Source organism: Sphingomonas aquatilis (assembly GCF_014196115.1).
In the GTDB taxonomy this organism is placed as follows: Bacteria; Pseudomonadota; Alphaproteobacteria; order Sphingomonadales; family Sphingomonadaceae; genus Sphingomonas; species Sphingomonas aquatilis.
Genome location: NZ_JACIDB010000002.1, coordinates 304312 through 317904, shown reverse-complemented (window position 1 = coordinate 317904; position 13593 = coordinate 304312). Strand labels below are relative to the sequence as shown.

The 13593-nt window shown below is 64.1% G+C and carries 18 protein-coding genes; 11 read left to right on the top strand and 7 right to left on the bottom strand.

Going from position 1 to position 13593, the window contains the following annotated elements; translation table 11 throughout:
- The first annotated feature begins 40 nt into the window (after window positions 1-40).
- From GGR47_RS07510 to GGR47_RS07470, 9 genes are all read left to right on the top strand, one after another.
- Entirely contained in the window at window positions 41-613 is a 573-nt protein-coding gene (locus GGR47_RS07510) for a LexA family protein (RefSeq protein WP_167509735.1), read from the top strand.
- An 834-nt stretch (window positions 614-1447) separates the two neighbouring features.
- Entirely contained in the window at window positions 1448-1699 is a 252-nt protein-coding gene (locus GGR47_RS07505; protein WP_147036062.1) for a hypothetical protein, read from the top strand.
- Window positions 1696-2211: a hypothetical protein gene (locus GGR47_RS07500; RefSeq protein WP_147036063.1), complete on the top strand. Its 516-nt coding sequence runs from the start codon at window positions 1696-1698 to the stop codon at window positions 2209-2211. The genes GGR47_RS07505 and GGR47_RS07500 overlap by 4 nt, the downstream gene beginning before the upstream one ends.
- Complete coding sequence (locus tag GGR47_RS07495; protein ID WP_147036064.1) at window positions 2205-2657, top strand: hypothetical protein; 453 nt, start codon at window positions 2205-2207, stop codon at window positions 2655-2657. Before GGR47_RS07500 ends, GGR47_RS07495 begins: the two co-directional genes overlap by 7 nt.
- Before the next feature lie 2 nt (window positions 2658-2659).
- Window positions 2660-3199 (top strand): hypothetical protein, encoded by a 540-nt coding sequence (locus GGR47_RS07490; protein ID WP_147036065.1) that lies wholly within the window; start codon window positions 2660-2662, stop codon window positions 3197-3199.
- Window positions 3200-3210: 11 nt separating this feature from the next.
- Window positions 3211-3510, top strand: coding sequence for a hypothetical protein (locus GGR47_RS07485; protein ID WP_147036066.1), 300 nt, complete (start codon window positions 3211-3213; stop codon window positions 3508-3510).
- The gene (locus GGR47_RS07480) at window positions 3507-3968 is read left to right on the top strand and encodes a hypothetical protein (RefSeq protein WP_147036067.1); all 462 of its coding nucleotides are present in this window, start codon (window positions 3507-3509) and stop codon (window positions 3966-3968) included. The genes GGR47_RS07485 and GGR47_RS07480 overlap by 4 nt, the downstream gene beginning before the upstream one ends.
- A complete protein-coding gene (locus tag GGR47_RS19370) occupies window positions 3965-4258 on the top strand; it encodes a helix-turn-helix domain-containing protein (protein WP_147036068.1) in 294 nt (97 codons plus the stop codon). Before GGR47_RS07480 ends, GGR47_RS19370 begins: the two co-directional genes overlap by 4 nt.
- Window positions 4144-5241: a tyrosine-type recombinase/integrase gene (locus GGR47_RS07470; RefSeq protein ID WP_147036069.1), complete on the top strand. Its 1098-nt coding sequence runs from the start codon at window positions 4144-4146 to the stop codon at window positions 5239-5241. Before GGR47_RS19370 ends, GGR47_RS07470 begins: the two co-directional genes overlap by 115 nt.
- Before the next feature lie 34 nt (window positions 5242-5275).
- Here GGR47_RS07470 and GGR47_RS07465 read toward each other — a convergent pair whose 3' ends face one another.
- From GGR47_RS07465 to GGR47_RS07435, 7 genes are all read right to left on the bottom strand, one after another.
- Window positions 5276-5890 carry a hypothetical protein gene (locus tag GGR47_RS07465; RefSeq protein ID WP_147036070.1) on the bottom strand — a complete coding sequence of 205 codons (615 nt, stop codon included), beginning with the start codon at window positions 5888-5890 and terminating at the stop codon, window positions 5276-5278.
- 85 nt (window positions 5891-5975) lie between these two features.
- Complete coding sequence (locus tag GGR47_RS07460; protein ID WP_147036071.1) at window positions 5976-6182, bottom strand: hypothetical protein; 207 nt, start codon at window positions 6180-6182, stop codon at window positions 5976-5978.
- 541 nt (window positions 6183-6723) lie between these two features.
- A complete protein-coding gene (locus GGR47_RS07455) occupies window positions 6724-7737 on the bottom strand; it encodes a MarR family winged helix-turn-helix transcriptional regulator (protein ID WP_147036072.1) in 1014 nt (337 codons plus the stop codon).
- A 109-nt stretch (window positions 7738-7846) separates the two neighbouring features.
- A complete protein-coding gene (locus GGR47_RS07450; RefSeq protein WP_017980096.1) occupies window positions 7847-9355 on the bottom strand; it encodes an NAD(P)(+) transhydrogenase (Re/Si-specific) subunit beta in 1509 nt (502 codons plus the stop codon).
- 143 nt (window positions 9356-9498) lie between these two features.
- Window positions 9499-9798 carry an NAD(P) transhydrogenase subunit alpha part 2 gene (locus GGR47_RS07445; RefSeq protein WP_043060847.1) on the bottom strand — a complete coding sequence of 100 codons (300 nt, stop codon included), beginning with the start codon at window positions 9796-9798 and terminating at the stop codon, window positions 9499-9501.
- A gap of 185 nt (window positions 9799-9983) precedes the next feature.
- Window positions 9984-11108 (bottom strand): NAD(P) transhydrogenase subunit alpha, encoded by a 1125-nt coding sequence (locus GGR47_RS07440; protein ID WP_147036073.1) that lies wholly within the window; start codon window positions 11106-11108, stop codon window positions 9984-9986.
- 12 nt (window positions 11109-11120) lie between these two features.
- Window positions 11121-11246, bottom strand: a complete 126-nt coding sequence (locus GGR47_RS07435) for an aa3-type cytochrome c oxidase subunit IV (protein WP_017980099.1) — start codon at window positions 11244-11246, stop codon at window positions 11121-11123.
- A gap of 154 nt (window positions 11247-11400) precedes the next feature.
- On the opposite strand from GGR47_RS07435, the gene GGR47_RS07430 reads away from it, so the two are divergent.
- Window positions 11401-12822, top strand: a complete 1422-nt coding sequence (locus GGR47_RS07430) for a sigma-54-dependent transcriptional regulator (RefSeq protein WP_147036074.1) — start codon at window positions 11401-11403, stop codon at window positions 12820-12822.
- A gap of 8 nt (window positions 12823-12830) precedes the next feature.
- Window positions 12831-13592 (top strand): SDR family NAD(P)-dependent oxidoreductase, encoded by a 762-nt coding sequence (locus GGR47_RS07425; RefSeq protein WP_017980101.1) that lies wholly within the window; start codon window positions 12831-12833, stop codon window positions 13590-13592.
- Window position 13593 lies beyond the last annotated feature (1 nt).

Sequence of the window (13593 nt, the reverse complement as noted above, 5' to 3'; positions counted from 1 at the left end):
CATTTGCCAAACTGGCATGCGCAGTGCCCTAACGGCCCCCATGGATATCGACGAAATCCGCAAGCGCATGAAAGAGCGCAACCTTAATCAGGCTGACCTTGCCAATCTGCTCGGCATTGATCCAACCGCCGTCTCAAAGCGCCTGACAAACAAACGTCCGTTCAAGCATCCCGAGATGAAAAAGGTCGAGGCTTGGCTCGGCTACGAAGGCGCGGAGCCATCGCTCCCCGAAGCTGGCGTGCGGATCATTCCTATTATCGGGCTCGTCGCAGCTGGGAGCATGAAGGAGGCGGTTCAACAAGCACTTGGCGAGCTGCCGGTGCCAGCATCGACGCCGGAGGGAGCCGTAGCGCTGCGCGTTGATGGCGATTCCATGGATATGGAAATCGAGGATGGGGGCACGGTCATCGTTGACCGTAACGACAAGGCATTATTTCCAGGTCGTTTATACGTCGTGATTATTGACGGCGAGGCTACCTTCAAACAGTTCGAGGGTGACCCCGCCCGGCTTATTCCTCGATCGACGAACCCTATTCACTCGACGATTATCATCGGTGACGGCACTTCGTTTCAGGTTTTCGGCCGCGTGACGGCGCTGCACCGACAGCGCTAACGATTGCGCCTCACCGTACTCCATCCATTCACGGCGAACATCCATGCCTCCAGGCACCGTCGTGTAGAAGCAGCCGTATTCGTCATAAGAGCCTAGCCCTTGATCGATCAGATCCTGACGGGCGACGCGGCGACCAAACCGCCATGGTCCAACAGGAAGCCCGAAACTTGTCGCCCGGCACCACTCCACGACCTTCTGGCCCACGACTCACTCCCAATCGACCCGAGGAAAGTGGAACAAAACGAATACGGTTGGCAACACGCGATTTAGGTTAATGCCAATATGGCATTTTTCCGATTGACGAAAAATGCCATATTGGCAGATATAGCACCCGTCAGGGCATCCCGCCCGATGGGAGAACAGCGTGTCGCAACCGCAGATCCTGAGCCGAGAGCAAGCCGACAAGTCGCTAGGGGCGTTCTATAAGCGCTTAGGTCACGAGCTACCGCAGCCGCGCGTATGGCCCCTCATTAGCGCTCGGCAAATCACCCGCGTCGATGATGTTGACCCTCTCGCGGGGGGCAGGCGGCGTCCTCCCGCTTCGCTTCGCGCACACGTGGCCGCGGCCTGTCAGCCGGGGAGAGCCGTTGTCCTGGCGCCCGACCCGAACGCAGAACGGCTCAGGTCCGCAGTCCGCCGCTGGCGTATGGATGAGGCAACGCCTCCCGACGGCACCGAGATCGTTGTTCACGCCCGCACGTTGCACGGCCTGCACGAGCCGGCGGACGCCGCCCCCAGCATAACGCTGGGCCGGATTTGCAGTCTGACGTCGATACTGATCGCAGGTTGGCTTGCATCGGGCTTCATCGGCGCATGGGCGATGGGGCGGTTCTAATGGATCATTCCAGCACCAAGCCCGCGGCGGACCCGCGAAAGATCGCAGCCAGCCTGTCGATCGGTCAGCGTCTGACGATCCGCGGCCTGAGCGACCAATATTGCACCCTCGGCTGTGCATCGACGGCCGCGAAACGCCTGGAGCACCGCAAAGCCAAACGGCCGGCGCTGACCATCAGCCGCGCGGGCACCGATGGCCGAGAGTTTGCCCTCAACGCACTCGGCTTGGCCGTGAAAGCGGTGCTGCCATGACTCAACTTAGCGTCGGCGCATCCGCGAACTGGCGTTCCCGAATGATCGCGGGACTTGGCCCCGGCATTCGTGGGCTGCCGAAGTCGAAGCAGCAGCAGCGTATGAGATTATATGATGACGGCCTCTCAGACGCCGCCATTGCCGCTGTCCAGGGCGTGACAAAAAACGCGGTCGCTGCGTGGCGAACACGCCGGCAGTTGCCTCCACATCATCATCTCACGTCGACGATAAACGCTGCGGACGCTGCCCGTCGCACCTCGCTTTTCGCCACTGACATGGGAGACCGGCAGGTTGCGCTAAAGGTGGGACGCAGCCGCTCGGCCGTCCGTGCATGGCGCATCCTCAATGGCATTGCTCCCAAGACGGCCAGACGCCGATTTGACGGCGAAATCGGCCTGCTGTGCTCCGTCAGCTTGGACGATCGCGGTCAATATGGACGCTCGCGGTACGACGCCATTCCAGACAGGCGCTGGTCGAACTGGCTAGAGGAAATGGGGGCAACAGTATGGTAACGCATGCCGCTCCGACCCTACCGCGCTTCGAGCAGCCATCCATCGAGCAGATGGCGATGGCCGCGGCGATCGTCGACAGCCACGCCGTCGTCTCGGCCTATGCTTCTGCCGAATGGGAAGAACTGAACGACGACGGCCGGGTCTGGCTGGCCGCCATCGTTCGAGAGGCGATGCGCCAAAAGCAACCCGTTTCCGCGGAATTGCACGCTGAGATTAGCGGCTTCATCGTCCACATGGCGAAGCATTACCGTCGGCGAACTAGCCGCTGGCTGTTCGGCATCCGAGTGAACACTATCAGCCGCCAGCAGGCGATGGAGCTTGCTTACGCCACCTACGGCGCCTCGCTCGACGTGTTGGGCGTCCCTTTCGGCCACCCAAGCTTGCCTTGGGATCGCGACGCCGCGCACGCCCTGGTCGACGAAGACCTTCAGCATTGGGAACTGTGACAATGCTACCCGAAAGCACGAATTTGACCACGGTGTTGCAACCGTGGGTTTCGAGTCTGACGCTGATGCAGCAGACGGTTCTGCTCACCGCAATCCGCGGACCCGATGGCACGCCAAAATACGGTCCGTCCAAGATGCTTGTGCGGTGGTATCGGCGCTGCGTCCTGCTGTCCGCGATGGATCGTCGCATCTTAAAGACACCGCATGAACAAGGTGGAGGATCGTTCACAGGTCCCAGCTTCTTCGCCACAGCTGTTGACCATCGCACCGGCTGGCAGGTCGCTATGGATGATCTTGTAAGCAGTTATCTCCGTGAACTCGACGCGCTGCCGCATCATTTTCAGCTGCACTTTCTCCACGCCGCGCAAATCCTCGGATACAAGCACCCCGACAACCTTATCCGTTGTTGGTGGAACTGCACCTACGAACGGCTGGTGCATGACATGCACCTTTGGCCCGAAACCGAAGAGCAGATGGACCGCCGCCTCGGCGACGATCGCGACCAGTGGCTGGAGCGCAACGACGTTGCGACGATCGACTGATGAGCCGCCGCATGAACATCGACACCAGCGGCTGGGGACCGTTCAACCCAAACGATGCTCATGACGCAGCCTGCGAGCGTGAGCGCTTAGCGTGGACCGAACATACCCTACGTCGTTTGCGGAAAGCTCCGAAGACAGGGAGCACCGAGGAAGCCATTTGGACGGGAGGGATCATGGCGATCGTGCAGATCGCCTACGCTATGCACGTCAACACCCCACCGGACAGCGCCCGTGAAGCGCTGCACCAGGCGCTCGACTTCGCATGGCTGCAATGCGCCAGCATGGCGATGAGCAAAGGCGAGCAAAATTGACGCTTCCCGTCTACGCCGCCCCGCAGCACCGTCACCTTTGCGGCCGCGCCGCGGTGGCGCTGCTACGCGGGCGGGAGGAAGGCTATCCGGCCGCAATCAGGGCGAACAAGATCACCCCGGCCGATGCCGAGCGTGGCCTGCGGCTGGCGCGGTGCATCGTCGACCAGTGGCGCTGGATCACGGACCATGCTCGGCCACCCTGCCCCGCGTGGGACGAGAACACAGACTTGTTCGGCGCCTACAGCTTCGAGATGGAGGCCGAGCTCGTGCGCGCGGCCGAGCGGCAGCGGATGATCGCCAAGCGCAAGCCGGCCGACGAAGGCGCCGCGCAGCTGGCCGACCTCTACGAGGCGCTGGCCTGGCTACAGCGCACCCGGCATGGCGTCGCGTGGATCGTCCTGAGGGTGGACGTCGAGCGATCGGCGGGCGCGGTTCATGAAGCGAGGGCGGCAGCATGATGGAGCTCCTGACGCCCGAGGAAGCCGCCAAGCGCATCCACGTCTGCACGAAGACCTTGCGCCGACTCCGGCAGGACGGTCACATTCGTTACGTCGCAATTACCGATCGCAAGATTCGCTACCGGCCGGAGGACTGCGACGAGTTCATCGCCAGCCGCGCCCGGAAGGCACCCGAATGTCTATCTACAAGCCGAAAAACTCGCCGTATTTCCACTTCGACTTCGTCTGGAAGGGTCGTCGCTTTCACGGATCGACGGGGGCAAAGACGCGGCGCGCGGCCGAACGCGTAGAGGAAACCGAGCGGGCAAAGGCCCGCAACGGCGGGAACGCACGCCCGCCCATCACACTCGACGAGGCTTGCGGCCTGTATGAGGACAAGGCCGGCGATCTGCCGTCGTGGAACGATAGCGAGCGGACGATCGGCATCCTGATCGAGGCGCAAGGCGCGGGCGCACTGCTTTCGGAAATCACCCAGCGCGATCTGCTCGCCTTGGTAGCGAAGCGCCGCAATGGTCGGGTCAACGCGTCCGTCAATCGCGAGATCGAGGTATGGCGCGCGATCTGGCGATGGGCCGCCAAGGCTCGCTACGACGTCGGGGAAATGCCTGACTGGGGCGCCCTCATGCTGAAGGTGGTCGACAAGGCACCCCGCGAATTGAGCGCGGCGGAAGAGACCGCGCTATTCGAAGAGATCCGGGGCGACCTATACGACTTCTGCGATTTCGCGCTGAAGGCCGGATGGCGCAAAAGCGAGGTGATGGGACTTCGCTGGTCCGACGTCGATCTCGGCGCGCGCACCGCCGGCACGCGCATTAAGGGCGGCGACGTCGTCCGTCGACCGCTCACCCAGGACATGCTGCTCATCATTGCCAACCAACCAAAGGTCGGCCCGTTCGTGTTCACCTATAAGGCCGTCCGGACGAAATCAGCGTTTGTCGATAAGCTCGGCCGCAAACAACCGGCGCGGAAAAAGGGTGAGCGCTATCCGATGACGGCGACAGTAATCCGGAAACCATGGGCCGCAGCCCTCGCCAACGCCGGCGTTGAGGATTTCCGCTTCCACGATCTGCGCCACACAAGAGGCACCCGCATCCTTCGCGCAACGGGAAACCTGAAGGCCGCCCAGCGCGCCCTAGCGCACAAGTCAATCAAGACGACGCTGCGTTACGCGCATGCCACTGATGACGACGTACGGGATGCGCTCGATGCTTCCGACGTCAGCAGGGTCGATAGACCAAATACCAAACATGCATCAGCACGTAAGGCTGATTAACACAGCTTCCGGATTTGAAGCACTTTCCTCGCGATCAGGCTGCGATAGCATGCTGCTGGCGCGCAGACTCCAACAGGGCATGATGCTTGTGCATATGGGCGATAGCGTATGCTGGCATGTCATGTTGAACTGCAATGGCAGACAGCGTGCTTTTCTTATCAGCCAAGTCCTGCATATCCGATGGTCGATATTCAGCAGGATACATGAGCTCACCCGCCGCAATCATTGCCATCAGTTCTGAGTGCAAAGCACTTGTCGGCGATTGATTCCCAGTCCCATTTTGGGATACCTGGAGAACTTCACCCAGCAGGTCATCGATAGTGTCTGTACCATGAATGGACCAATCCTCCTCCTCATCAATGATGAGATGACAGATCTCCTTCACGGTTACCAAGCGCTTTTCCCGCTCAGACAGACTCGCGCGAACAATAATACGCGCATGCTTATCCGAGTACCTTTCAACCTTTCCTTGGAAATGCACAGCCGCGAAATCGACTTCGATCATATCGATACGCAGTCCGTACATCTGCTGGACTACATAATGGAGATCCATCACGCTTAAAGCTGGCCCAGGCGCGCCCACGCAATAGCGTTTGATCTCGTCACGAACCTGGTCGACCTTTTTCAACACGGTTGCCAGCTTAGCCATGTCAGGTTGCATCAGGGTCTCGCGAGAGGATAAAAAAAAGGCCCTACCGCAGTAGAGCCTTTCTGACAAGTTGCTGGAAAGACGGTCAGTTGATCGTGCGATCGCCGAAATCAAGTACCTTGAATTCGTTGCGCTCAAGCGCTGCATACATCGCATTCACTTCGCGACACACCTCTTCGTTCGTCGTTTCGGCCAGATTGCTGACCAAGAATTTGACGTCGACGAGGCCGCTTTCCTTTGCCATCGCCTCATACCGATCGGCGAGGCTCTTCTGCTCTGTCATGGTTGCCACGACTGCCTCCTTCCAACAAAAATCCGTCCGCCTCCATGGCGAACGGAAACCTAACACGTTTGTCGATAGCCGGGTTCCCGTTTACGATCGGTTAAACCCGGACTAGCTGCGCGCCCGCTACTCGAACTGCGCTGCCAATTCAATATTGGATTTTCACCGCGCCGTTGCAAGCGGATTTTTGTGACAAATGCCAATACCGTATCGCCGCACACGATGCCACGCCTTGCCGAACCCAAGTGTGTACGCCCTACGAACATCGCAACCCATGCACCATTGGAATGCGAGATTTGCCTCGTATTACGGTGCATGCGTGAGCCAACCGTCTACCGATAACGTTATCGGAGTGTGCGCGCGGAATAAACTCCCGGACTATTCCCGAAGTCCCGAAGGCCAAGCGCCAAAAACCCTAGGGTTTCTGCGGGTCACAGCCATCTTGGCGTGCGGGGTGTAAACGAGATGCTCTACCAACTGAGCTAAGCGCCCCCTCTCGGGGATGTCCGCCCTGCCAAAGCCGGAGCGGAATCGCAAGAGGGAAGCGCACTCACGCCTTCCGCGCCGCCACCAGATAGGCGCGCATCGCCTCGCTGGCGCGCGGCGACAGGGTCATGAAGGCGCGGCGGCGGTCGACGGGGTCGGGGTGGCGGACGAACAGGCCCATGTCGGTCATGCGGGCGATCCAGCGCAACGCGGTGGTCGGCGCGACACCGGCGGCGATGCACAGGCTGGACACGCTGACGCGATTGCCCTCCAGCTCGGCGGCGAACAGGTCGAGCAGCATGTCCCACGCCGGGTCCTCGAACAGGCCCTCGCCGATGAACTGGCCGAAGAAGCGGCTGCGGGATTGGCGCAACTGGATGACGCGGCGCACCTCCTGCGGCGTGACGACCTGACCGCCGGGCGCAGGCTCGCTTGCGAAGCTGCGGCGGCGGTCGGCGAGGTCGCGGGTGCCCGGGGCACCCTCCGTCGGCGCGGTATGGGAGAGGAGGCCGGCGGTGATGCGTGAGATTTGCGCGATCCCTTCGGCCATGCGGCGGATGTGCTGGTCGTCGGATTCGGAGCCCTGCGGATTGTAGGCGTGGCGATCGTCCTCGACCCGGTCGGGCATGCTGTCGTTCAGCATCAGCGCCCGGGGCAGTGCCGCCTGGGCCAGCGCCAGCGCGCGCTGCGGGATGGTGGCGTCGCAGAGCAATTCGACGGGGGCACCCATCAAATGGCGGGCGACGAGATCGATCTGGTCCGGCCCGAAGGTGACGACGCCGCGCGTCTCCATGGCGTCGAGGAAGCGGCAGAGCGTGGGCAGCGCCTGTTCCAGCCGTTCGGGAGCCACGCCGCCCGCCTCCGCCAGCACGACGGGCGCGGCGACGACGGCGGCGAGACCCGCCTCCACATCGGCCCAGGCGATGCGCCGCAAGGGCCGTCCCCCGGCGGCGGCGATCGCTGCGTCGGCGGCAGCGCCCATGTCGCTGTCGGCGATCAGCAGCATCGCGCGGCCGCGGTGCCTGTAGCAGCCGGCACCGCCCTGCCCCGCCCATTCGGTAAACGTCGCCTTCCCCATGGCGGCACGATACGCGGGCCGGGGGCGGGATCGCGGTCAGTCACCTCCATTTCCGAGGTAAATGGCGCCCAAATGCCAATTACATCCAAAATGGAGACAGCCGACACCATCAGTCGAGCGCCTTGACGATCTCCTCCACCATCTTCTTCGCGTCGGCGAGCAGCATCATGGTATTGTCCATGTAGAACACGTCGTTATCGACCCCGGCATAGCCGACGCCGCCCATCGAGCGCTTGATGAACAGCACGGTCTTCGCCTTTTCGACGTCGAGCACGGGCATGCCATAGATCGGCGAGGATTTGTCCGTTTTGGCCGCCGGGTTGGTGACGTCGTTGGCACCGATGACGAAAGCGACGTCGGTCTGTGCGAATTCGGAGTTGATGTCCTCCAGTTCGAACACCTCGTCATAGGGCACGTTCGCTTCGGCGAGCAGCACGTTCATATGGCCCGGCATGCGGCCCGCGACGGGATGGATCGCGTATTTCACCCGGACGCCATGCTCCTTCAGCTTGTCGGCCATTTCGCGCAGGACGTGCTGTGCCTGCGCGACCGCCATGCCGTAACCCGGCACGATGACGACCTGTTCGGCCTGGCTCATCAGGAAGGCGGCGTCTTCTGCCGAGCCGCGCTTCCACGGGCGATCGACCTTGTCGCCGCCGCCGCCCGCCGCGGCCTCTGCCCCGAAGCCGCCGGCGATGACGCTGATGAAGCTGCGGTTCATCGCGCGGCACATGATGTAGCTGAGGATCGCACCCGACGAGCCGACCAGCGCACCGGTGATGATCATCGCGCTGTTGTGCAGCGTGAAGCCCATCGCCGCCGCCGCCCAACCGGAATAGCTGTTGAGCATGCTGACGACGACGGGCATGTCCGCGCCGCCGATCGGGATGATGAGCAGGAAACCGATCGCGAAGCTGAGGATCGTGATCGTCCAGAAGATCCAGGGGCTCTGATCCTGCGTGAAATAGGCGACGAGCAGCAGGATCGCGGCCAGCACGGCGAGGTTGATGGCGTGGCGGCCGGGCAGCAGGATCGGCTTGCCACCCATGTTGCCGTTCAGTTTGAGGAAGGCGATGACGCTGCCCGAAAAGGTGATCGCACCGATCGCGACGCCGAGGCCCATTTCGACCCGGCTGACGCCATGGATGACGGCAAAGGGCTGGCCGATCATCGGGATCACCATGTCGGCGATGCCGAAGGCGATGGGGTTAAGGAAGGCGGCGCAAGCGACGAGGACAGCGGCCAAGCCGACGAGGCTGTGGAAGGCGGCGACGAGCTGCGGCATCGCGGTCATCGCGATACGGCGCGCAGTGGTGATGCCGATGACCGCGCCGATGCCGATGGCGGCGAGGATTTCGAGCATCGTGACGTAATCGACGCGGCTGAGGATCGCCGTGTAATCATAGGTCGGCGTCGCGCCGGTCACGAGCAACTGGTCGATCGGCACATGCGTCACCAGCGTCGTCACCACGGCGATGGTCATGCCGATCATGCCGAAGCGATTGCCGCGCTGGCTGGACGTCGGCGACGACAGGCCGCGCAAGGCGAGGATGAAGCACACCCCGGCGATCAGATAGGCGAGCGCTGCGAACGAGCTGCCGGCGGTTGCGTGTTCCATGTCCCCGTATCCCCCTTCGTCACCCCGGCCTTGAGCCGGGGTCCCGCTGTCTTGTCCCGCCGCCAGAAGAAGCGGGACCCCGGCTCAGGGACCCCATCAAAGTAATACTTTGATGGGACCCCAAGGCCGGGGTGACGAATTGCCTAGTGTTTGGCCGGCGCCGGCCGGTCCTTCTTCTTGTACATGGCGAGCATGCGGCTGGTGACCGCGAATCCGCCGAAGATGTTGATGCTGGCCAGCACCACGCCAAGCAGCCCCAGCCATTTCGACGAGGCACTGCCCGCCGCCGCGCCGGCGATCAGGGCGCCGACGATGATGACGCTGGAGATGGCGTTGGTCACCGCCATCAGCGGCGTATGCAACGCCGGCGTGACCGACCAGACGACATAATATCCAACAAAGCAGGCCAGCACGAAGATCGAGAGGATCGCGACGAAGTCCATGATTCAGCTCCCGACCGTTTCGGCGCGGCGTACCGGCGCTTCGAAAGTGGACAAAGTGAGCGAAACGGTATCCCCCTGTTTGCCATACCGCGAACCCGAACGGTTCGTAGCGACGGAGCGGAAGCGCGATTCGCGGTTCATAGCCGCAAGACTAGGCCTGAGAGCGGCGTGTAGGACAGCCCCCCTCATGCGCCGAGCAGCCGGGCGTTCACCACCTGCCCGTCCTTCGTCAAACGGACGGCGTCGCCGATCTCGGCGTCGAGCACCGGGCGGCCGGCCTCCTTGTCCCAGAAGGTCGAGAGAAAGTTGTAGAGGTTGCGACTGAACAACGCCGAAGCGTCGGCGGGCAGGCGGCCGGCGACGTTGCGATGACCGACGATCGTGACGCCGTGGCGCTTGACGATCTCGCCCGCCACCGCGCCTTCGACATTGCCGCCCTGTTCGACGGCGAGGTCGACGATGACGCTGCCCGGGCGCATGCTGGCGACCTGCGCATCGCTGATCAGGCGTGGCGCCGGGCGGCCGGGGATCAGCGCCGTGGTGATGACGATATCCTGCTTGGCGATATGCGACGACACGAGTTCGGCCTGTGCCGCCTTATACTCGTCGCTCATCTCGCCGGCATAGCCGCCGGCGCCTTCGCCTTCGATGCCCTTCACATTCTCGACGAAGATCGGCTTGGCGCCGAGGCTCTGGATCTGTTCCTTGGTGGCCGAGCGGACATCGGTCGCGGAAACCTGCGCGCCGAGGCGCCGCGCGGTGGCGATCGCCTGCAAGCCGGCGACTCCGACGCCCATGACGAACACCTTGGCGGCGCTGACCGTGCCGGCCGCGGTCATCATCATCGGGAAGGCGCGGCCATATTCGGCCGCGGCGTCGAGCACCGCCTTGTACCCGGCGAGGTTCGACTGCGACGACAATATGTCCATCGACTGCGCGCGGGTGATGCGCGGCATGAATTCCATCGCCAGGGCTTCGTAGCCGGCGGCGGCATAGGCGTCGATTCGCGCACGGTCCCCGAAGGGGTTGAGGCCGGCGACGATCCACGCCCCAGCCGCAGCGCCCGTCAGACCGGCGGGATCGGGACCCTGCACGCCGAGGATGATGTCCGCGCCGGCGAGCGTGGTCGCGCGGTCGGCGACGCTGGCGCCGACATCGGCATAGGCCTGATCGGCATAACGGGCGGCGGCACCGGCGCCGGTTTCCACCGCGACGGTCGCACCCAGAGCGATGAATTTCTTGGCGGTTTCCGGCGTGGCGGCAACGCGCCGCTCGCCGTCAACATGTTCCTTGAGGACGGCGATCTTCATATCGGCGGGCGCTCAGGCGATCAGCCAGATCACCAGCGCGGCGATCACCGCACAGGCGATGGCGCCCCAGAACAGCATCTTCGTGACGCTCGAATAGGTCGCCACATGCGCCTTCATGTCACCGTTGCCGGCCATCATCCAACCCCTGTTTGCCTGTGGCGCCTTCGCCCCTGTTGCACGATCACTGCCCGCAAAGCGCCATGGGCGTCAAGGCAAGGTACGCCTGCACCGGCTTAAGCCCGCCTTTACTCCGACGGTGTATCGCTTGCCCCGAACCGGGACGGAAAACCTTATGACGCGCAACGGGCAGCGGCTGCTTCTGCTGATCGACGACGAACCTGCGCAGCGGCGATTGGTGTCGGCGCTGGCCGCGCGTGCCGGCTGGCGATCGATCTTCGCCGCCGATGGCGAGATGGCGCTGGCACAGCTCGGCACGCAGGACGGAATGCAGCTGGACGCGATCCTGCTCGACCATTGGGCGCCCGATGCCGATGCCGGCCCGCTGATCGCCGAGCTGCGCGAACGACGCCCGGCGCTCCCCATCCTGATGCTCACCGCCAACGGATCGGTCGCGCATGCCGTCGCGGCGATGCGCGCGGGCGCGACCGATTTCCTGGTCAAGCCGCTGGCGCCCGAACGCCTGCTCGCCGCGCTGGAGGCAGCGGTGGCGGGCACGGCGGCGGGGGAATTGCGCCCGCTGACCGAGAAGATTCCGGCGCTGCTGGCGTTCGACGAGATCGTCGGGTCTTCCCCCGATTTCCGCGCCGCGCTCGCCATCGCCGCCAAGGCGGCGCGGGCGCGCGTGCCGGTGCTGGTGGAAGGCGAAAGCGGCGTCGGTAAGGAAGTGGTCGCCGATGCGATCCATGCCGCCTCGCCGCGGTCCAAGAAACCGATGGTCACCGTCAATTGCGGGGCCATTCCGGCGAACCTCGTCGAATCCGAATTGTTCGGGCATGAAAAGGGCGCGTTCACCGGCGCGTTCGAGCGCAAGTTCGGCAAGTTCGCCGATGCCGACGGCGGCACCATCCTGCTCGACGAAGTGGGCGAAATGCCGCTCGAGGCGCAGGTGAAGCTGCTGCGCGTGCTGCAATCGGGCGAAATCCAGCCGATCGGCGCGCGTCATGCGCGGCAGGTGGACGTCCGCGTGATCGCCGCGACCAACAAGACGCTGCTCGACGAGGTTGCCGCCGGGCGGTTCCGCGAGGACCTCTATTACCGGCTCAACGTGGTGCAGGTGACGATCCCGCCCTTACGCGAGCGGCTGGCCGACGTGCCGGCGCTGGCGCGACACCTGCTGGCGCGGATCGCGCAGCAACCGGGGCTAAGGCCGCTGGGGATCACCGACGATGCGCTGGCGCTGCTGGTGCAATATGACTGGCCGGGCAACGTCCGCCAGTTGCAGAACGCGCTGTTTCGCGCCGCGGTGCTGTGCGAGGGCGCGGCGCTGACGCGGGCGGATTTCCCGCAGATCGCCTCGCTGGGCAATCGCCGACCGGGGAGCGCGGGCACCGCGACGCTGTCCGGCGGCGGGGTGACGCTGTTCCGGCCCGACGGCAACCTGCGCCCGCTCGAGGATATCGAGGCGGACGTGATCCGGCTCGCCATCGGCCATTATCGCGGGCGGATGACCGAAGTCGCACGGCGGCTGGGGATCGGGCGGTCGACCTTGTACCGCAAGCTTGGCGAGTTGGGCATCGATAACGCCGCGGCGTAGATCCTGCTATGCGGGACGGCATGAGCCGCTTCGCGAACCGTCACATCCTCGTCACCGGTGCCGCATCGGGCATCGGCCTCGCCACCGCGCAACATCTCGCCGCCGAGGGCGCGCGCCGGCTGGTGCTGGTCGACCGCGATGCAGCGGCGCTGGCCGCGATCGACCTGCCGTGCACGCTCGACCTGCTGCCCGGCGACGTCGCGGACGAGGCGTTCTGGGACACTGCGGCACCCTATCTTGCCGGTATCGACGGTGCGGTGGTGAATGCCGGGGTGGCCGGTGCGGGCGTCATCGCCGACCTCGACTTCGCCGAATGGCGACGCATCCTGTCGGTGAACCTGGATGGCGCGTTCCTGACGCTGCGCGCGGCGTTGCGGGCGATGGCGGACGGCGGCGCGATCGTCGCGACCGCATCGGCAGCGGGTATCAAGGCGGAGGCGGGCGTCGCCGCCTATGGCGCGTCGAAGGCGGCGCTGATCCATCTGGTGAAGGTCGCCGCCAAGGAGGCCGCGGCGCGGCGCATCCGCGTCAACGCCATCGCGCCCGCCGGGGTCGAAACCCCGGTGTGGGATGCGATCCCGATGTTCGCGAACCGGGTCGCCGCGATCGGTCGTGACGCCGCCTTTGCGGAAATGGCGGCGATGGCCACGCCGCTCGGCCGCTATGCCAAGGCGGAGGAGATTGCCGCGCAGATCGGCTTCCTGCTGTCCGACGCCGCCGCGCTCGTCACCGGCAGCTGCCTGCTCAGCGACGGCGGCTACACGCTTTAGC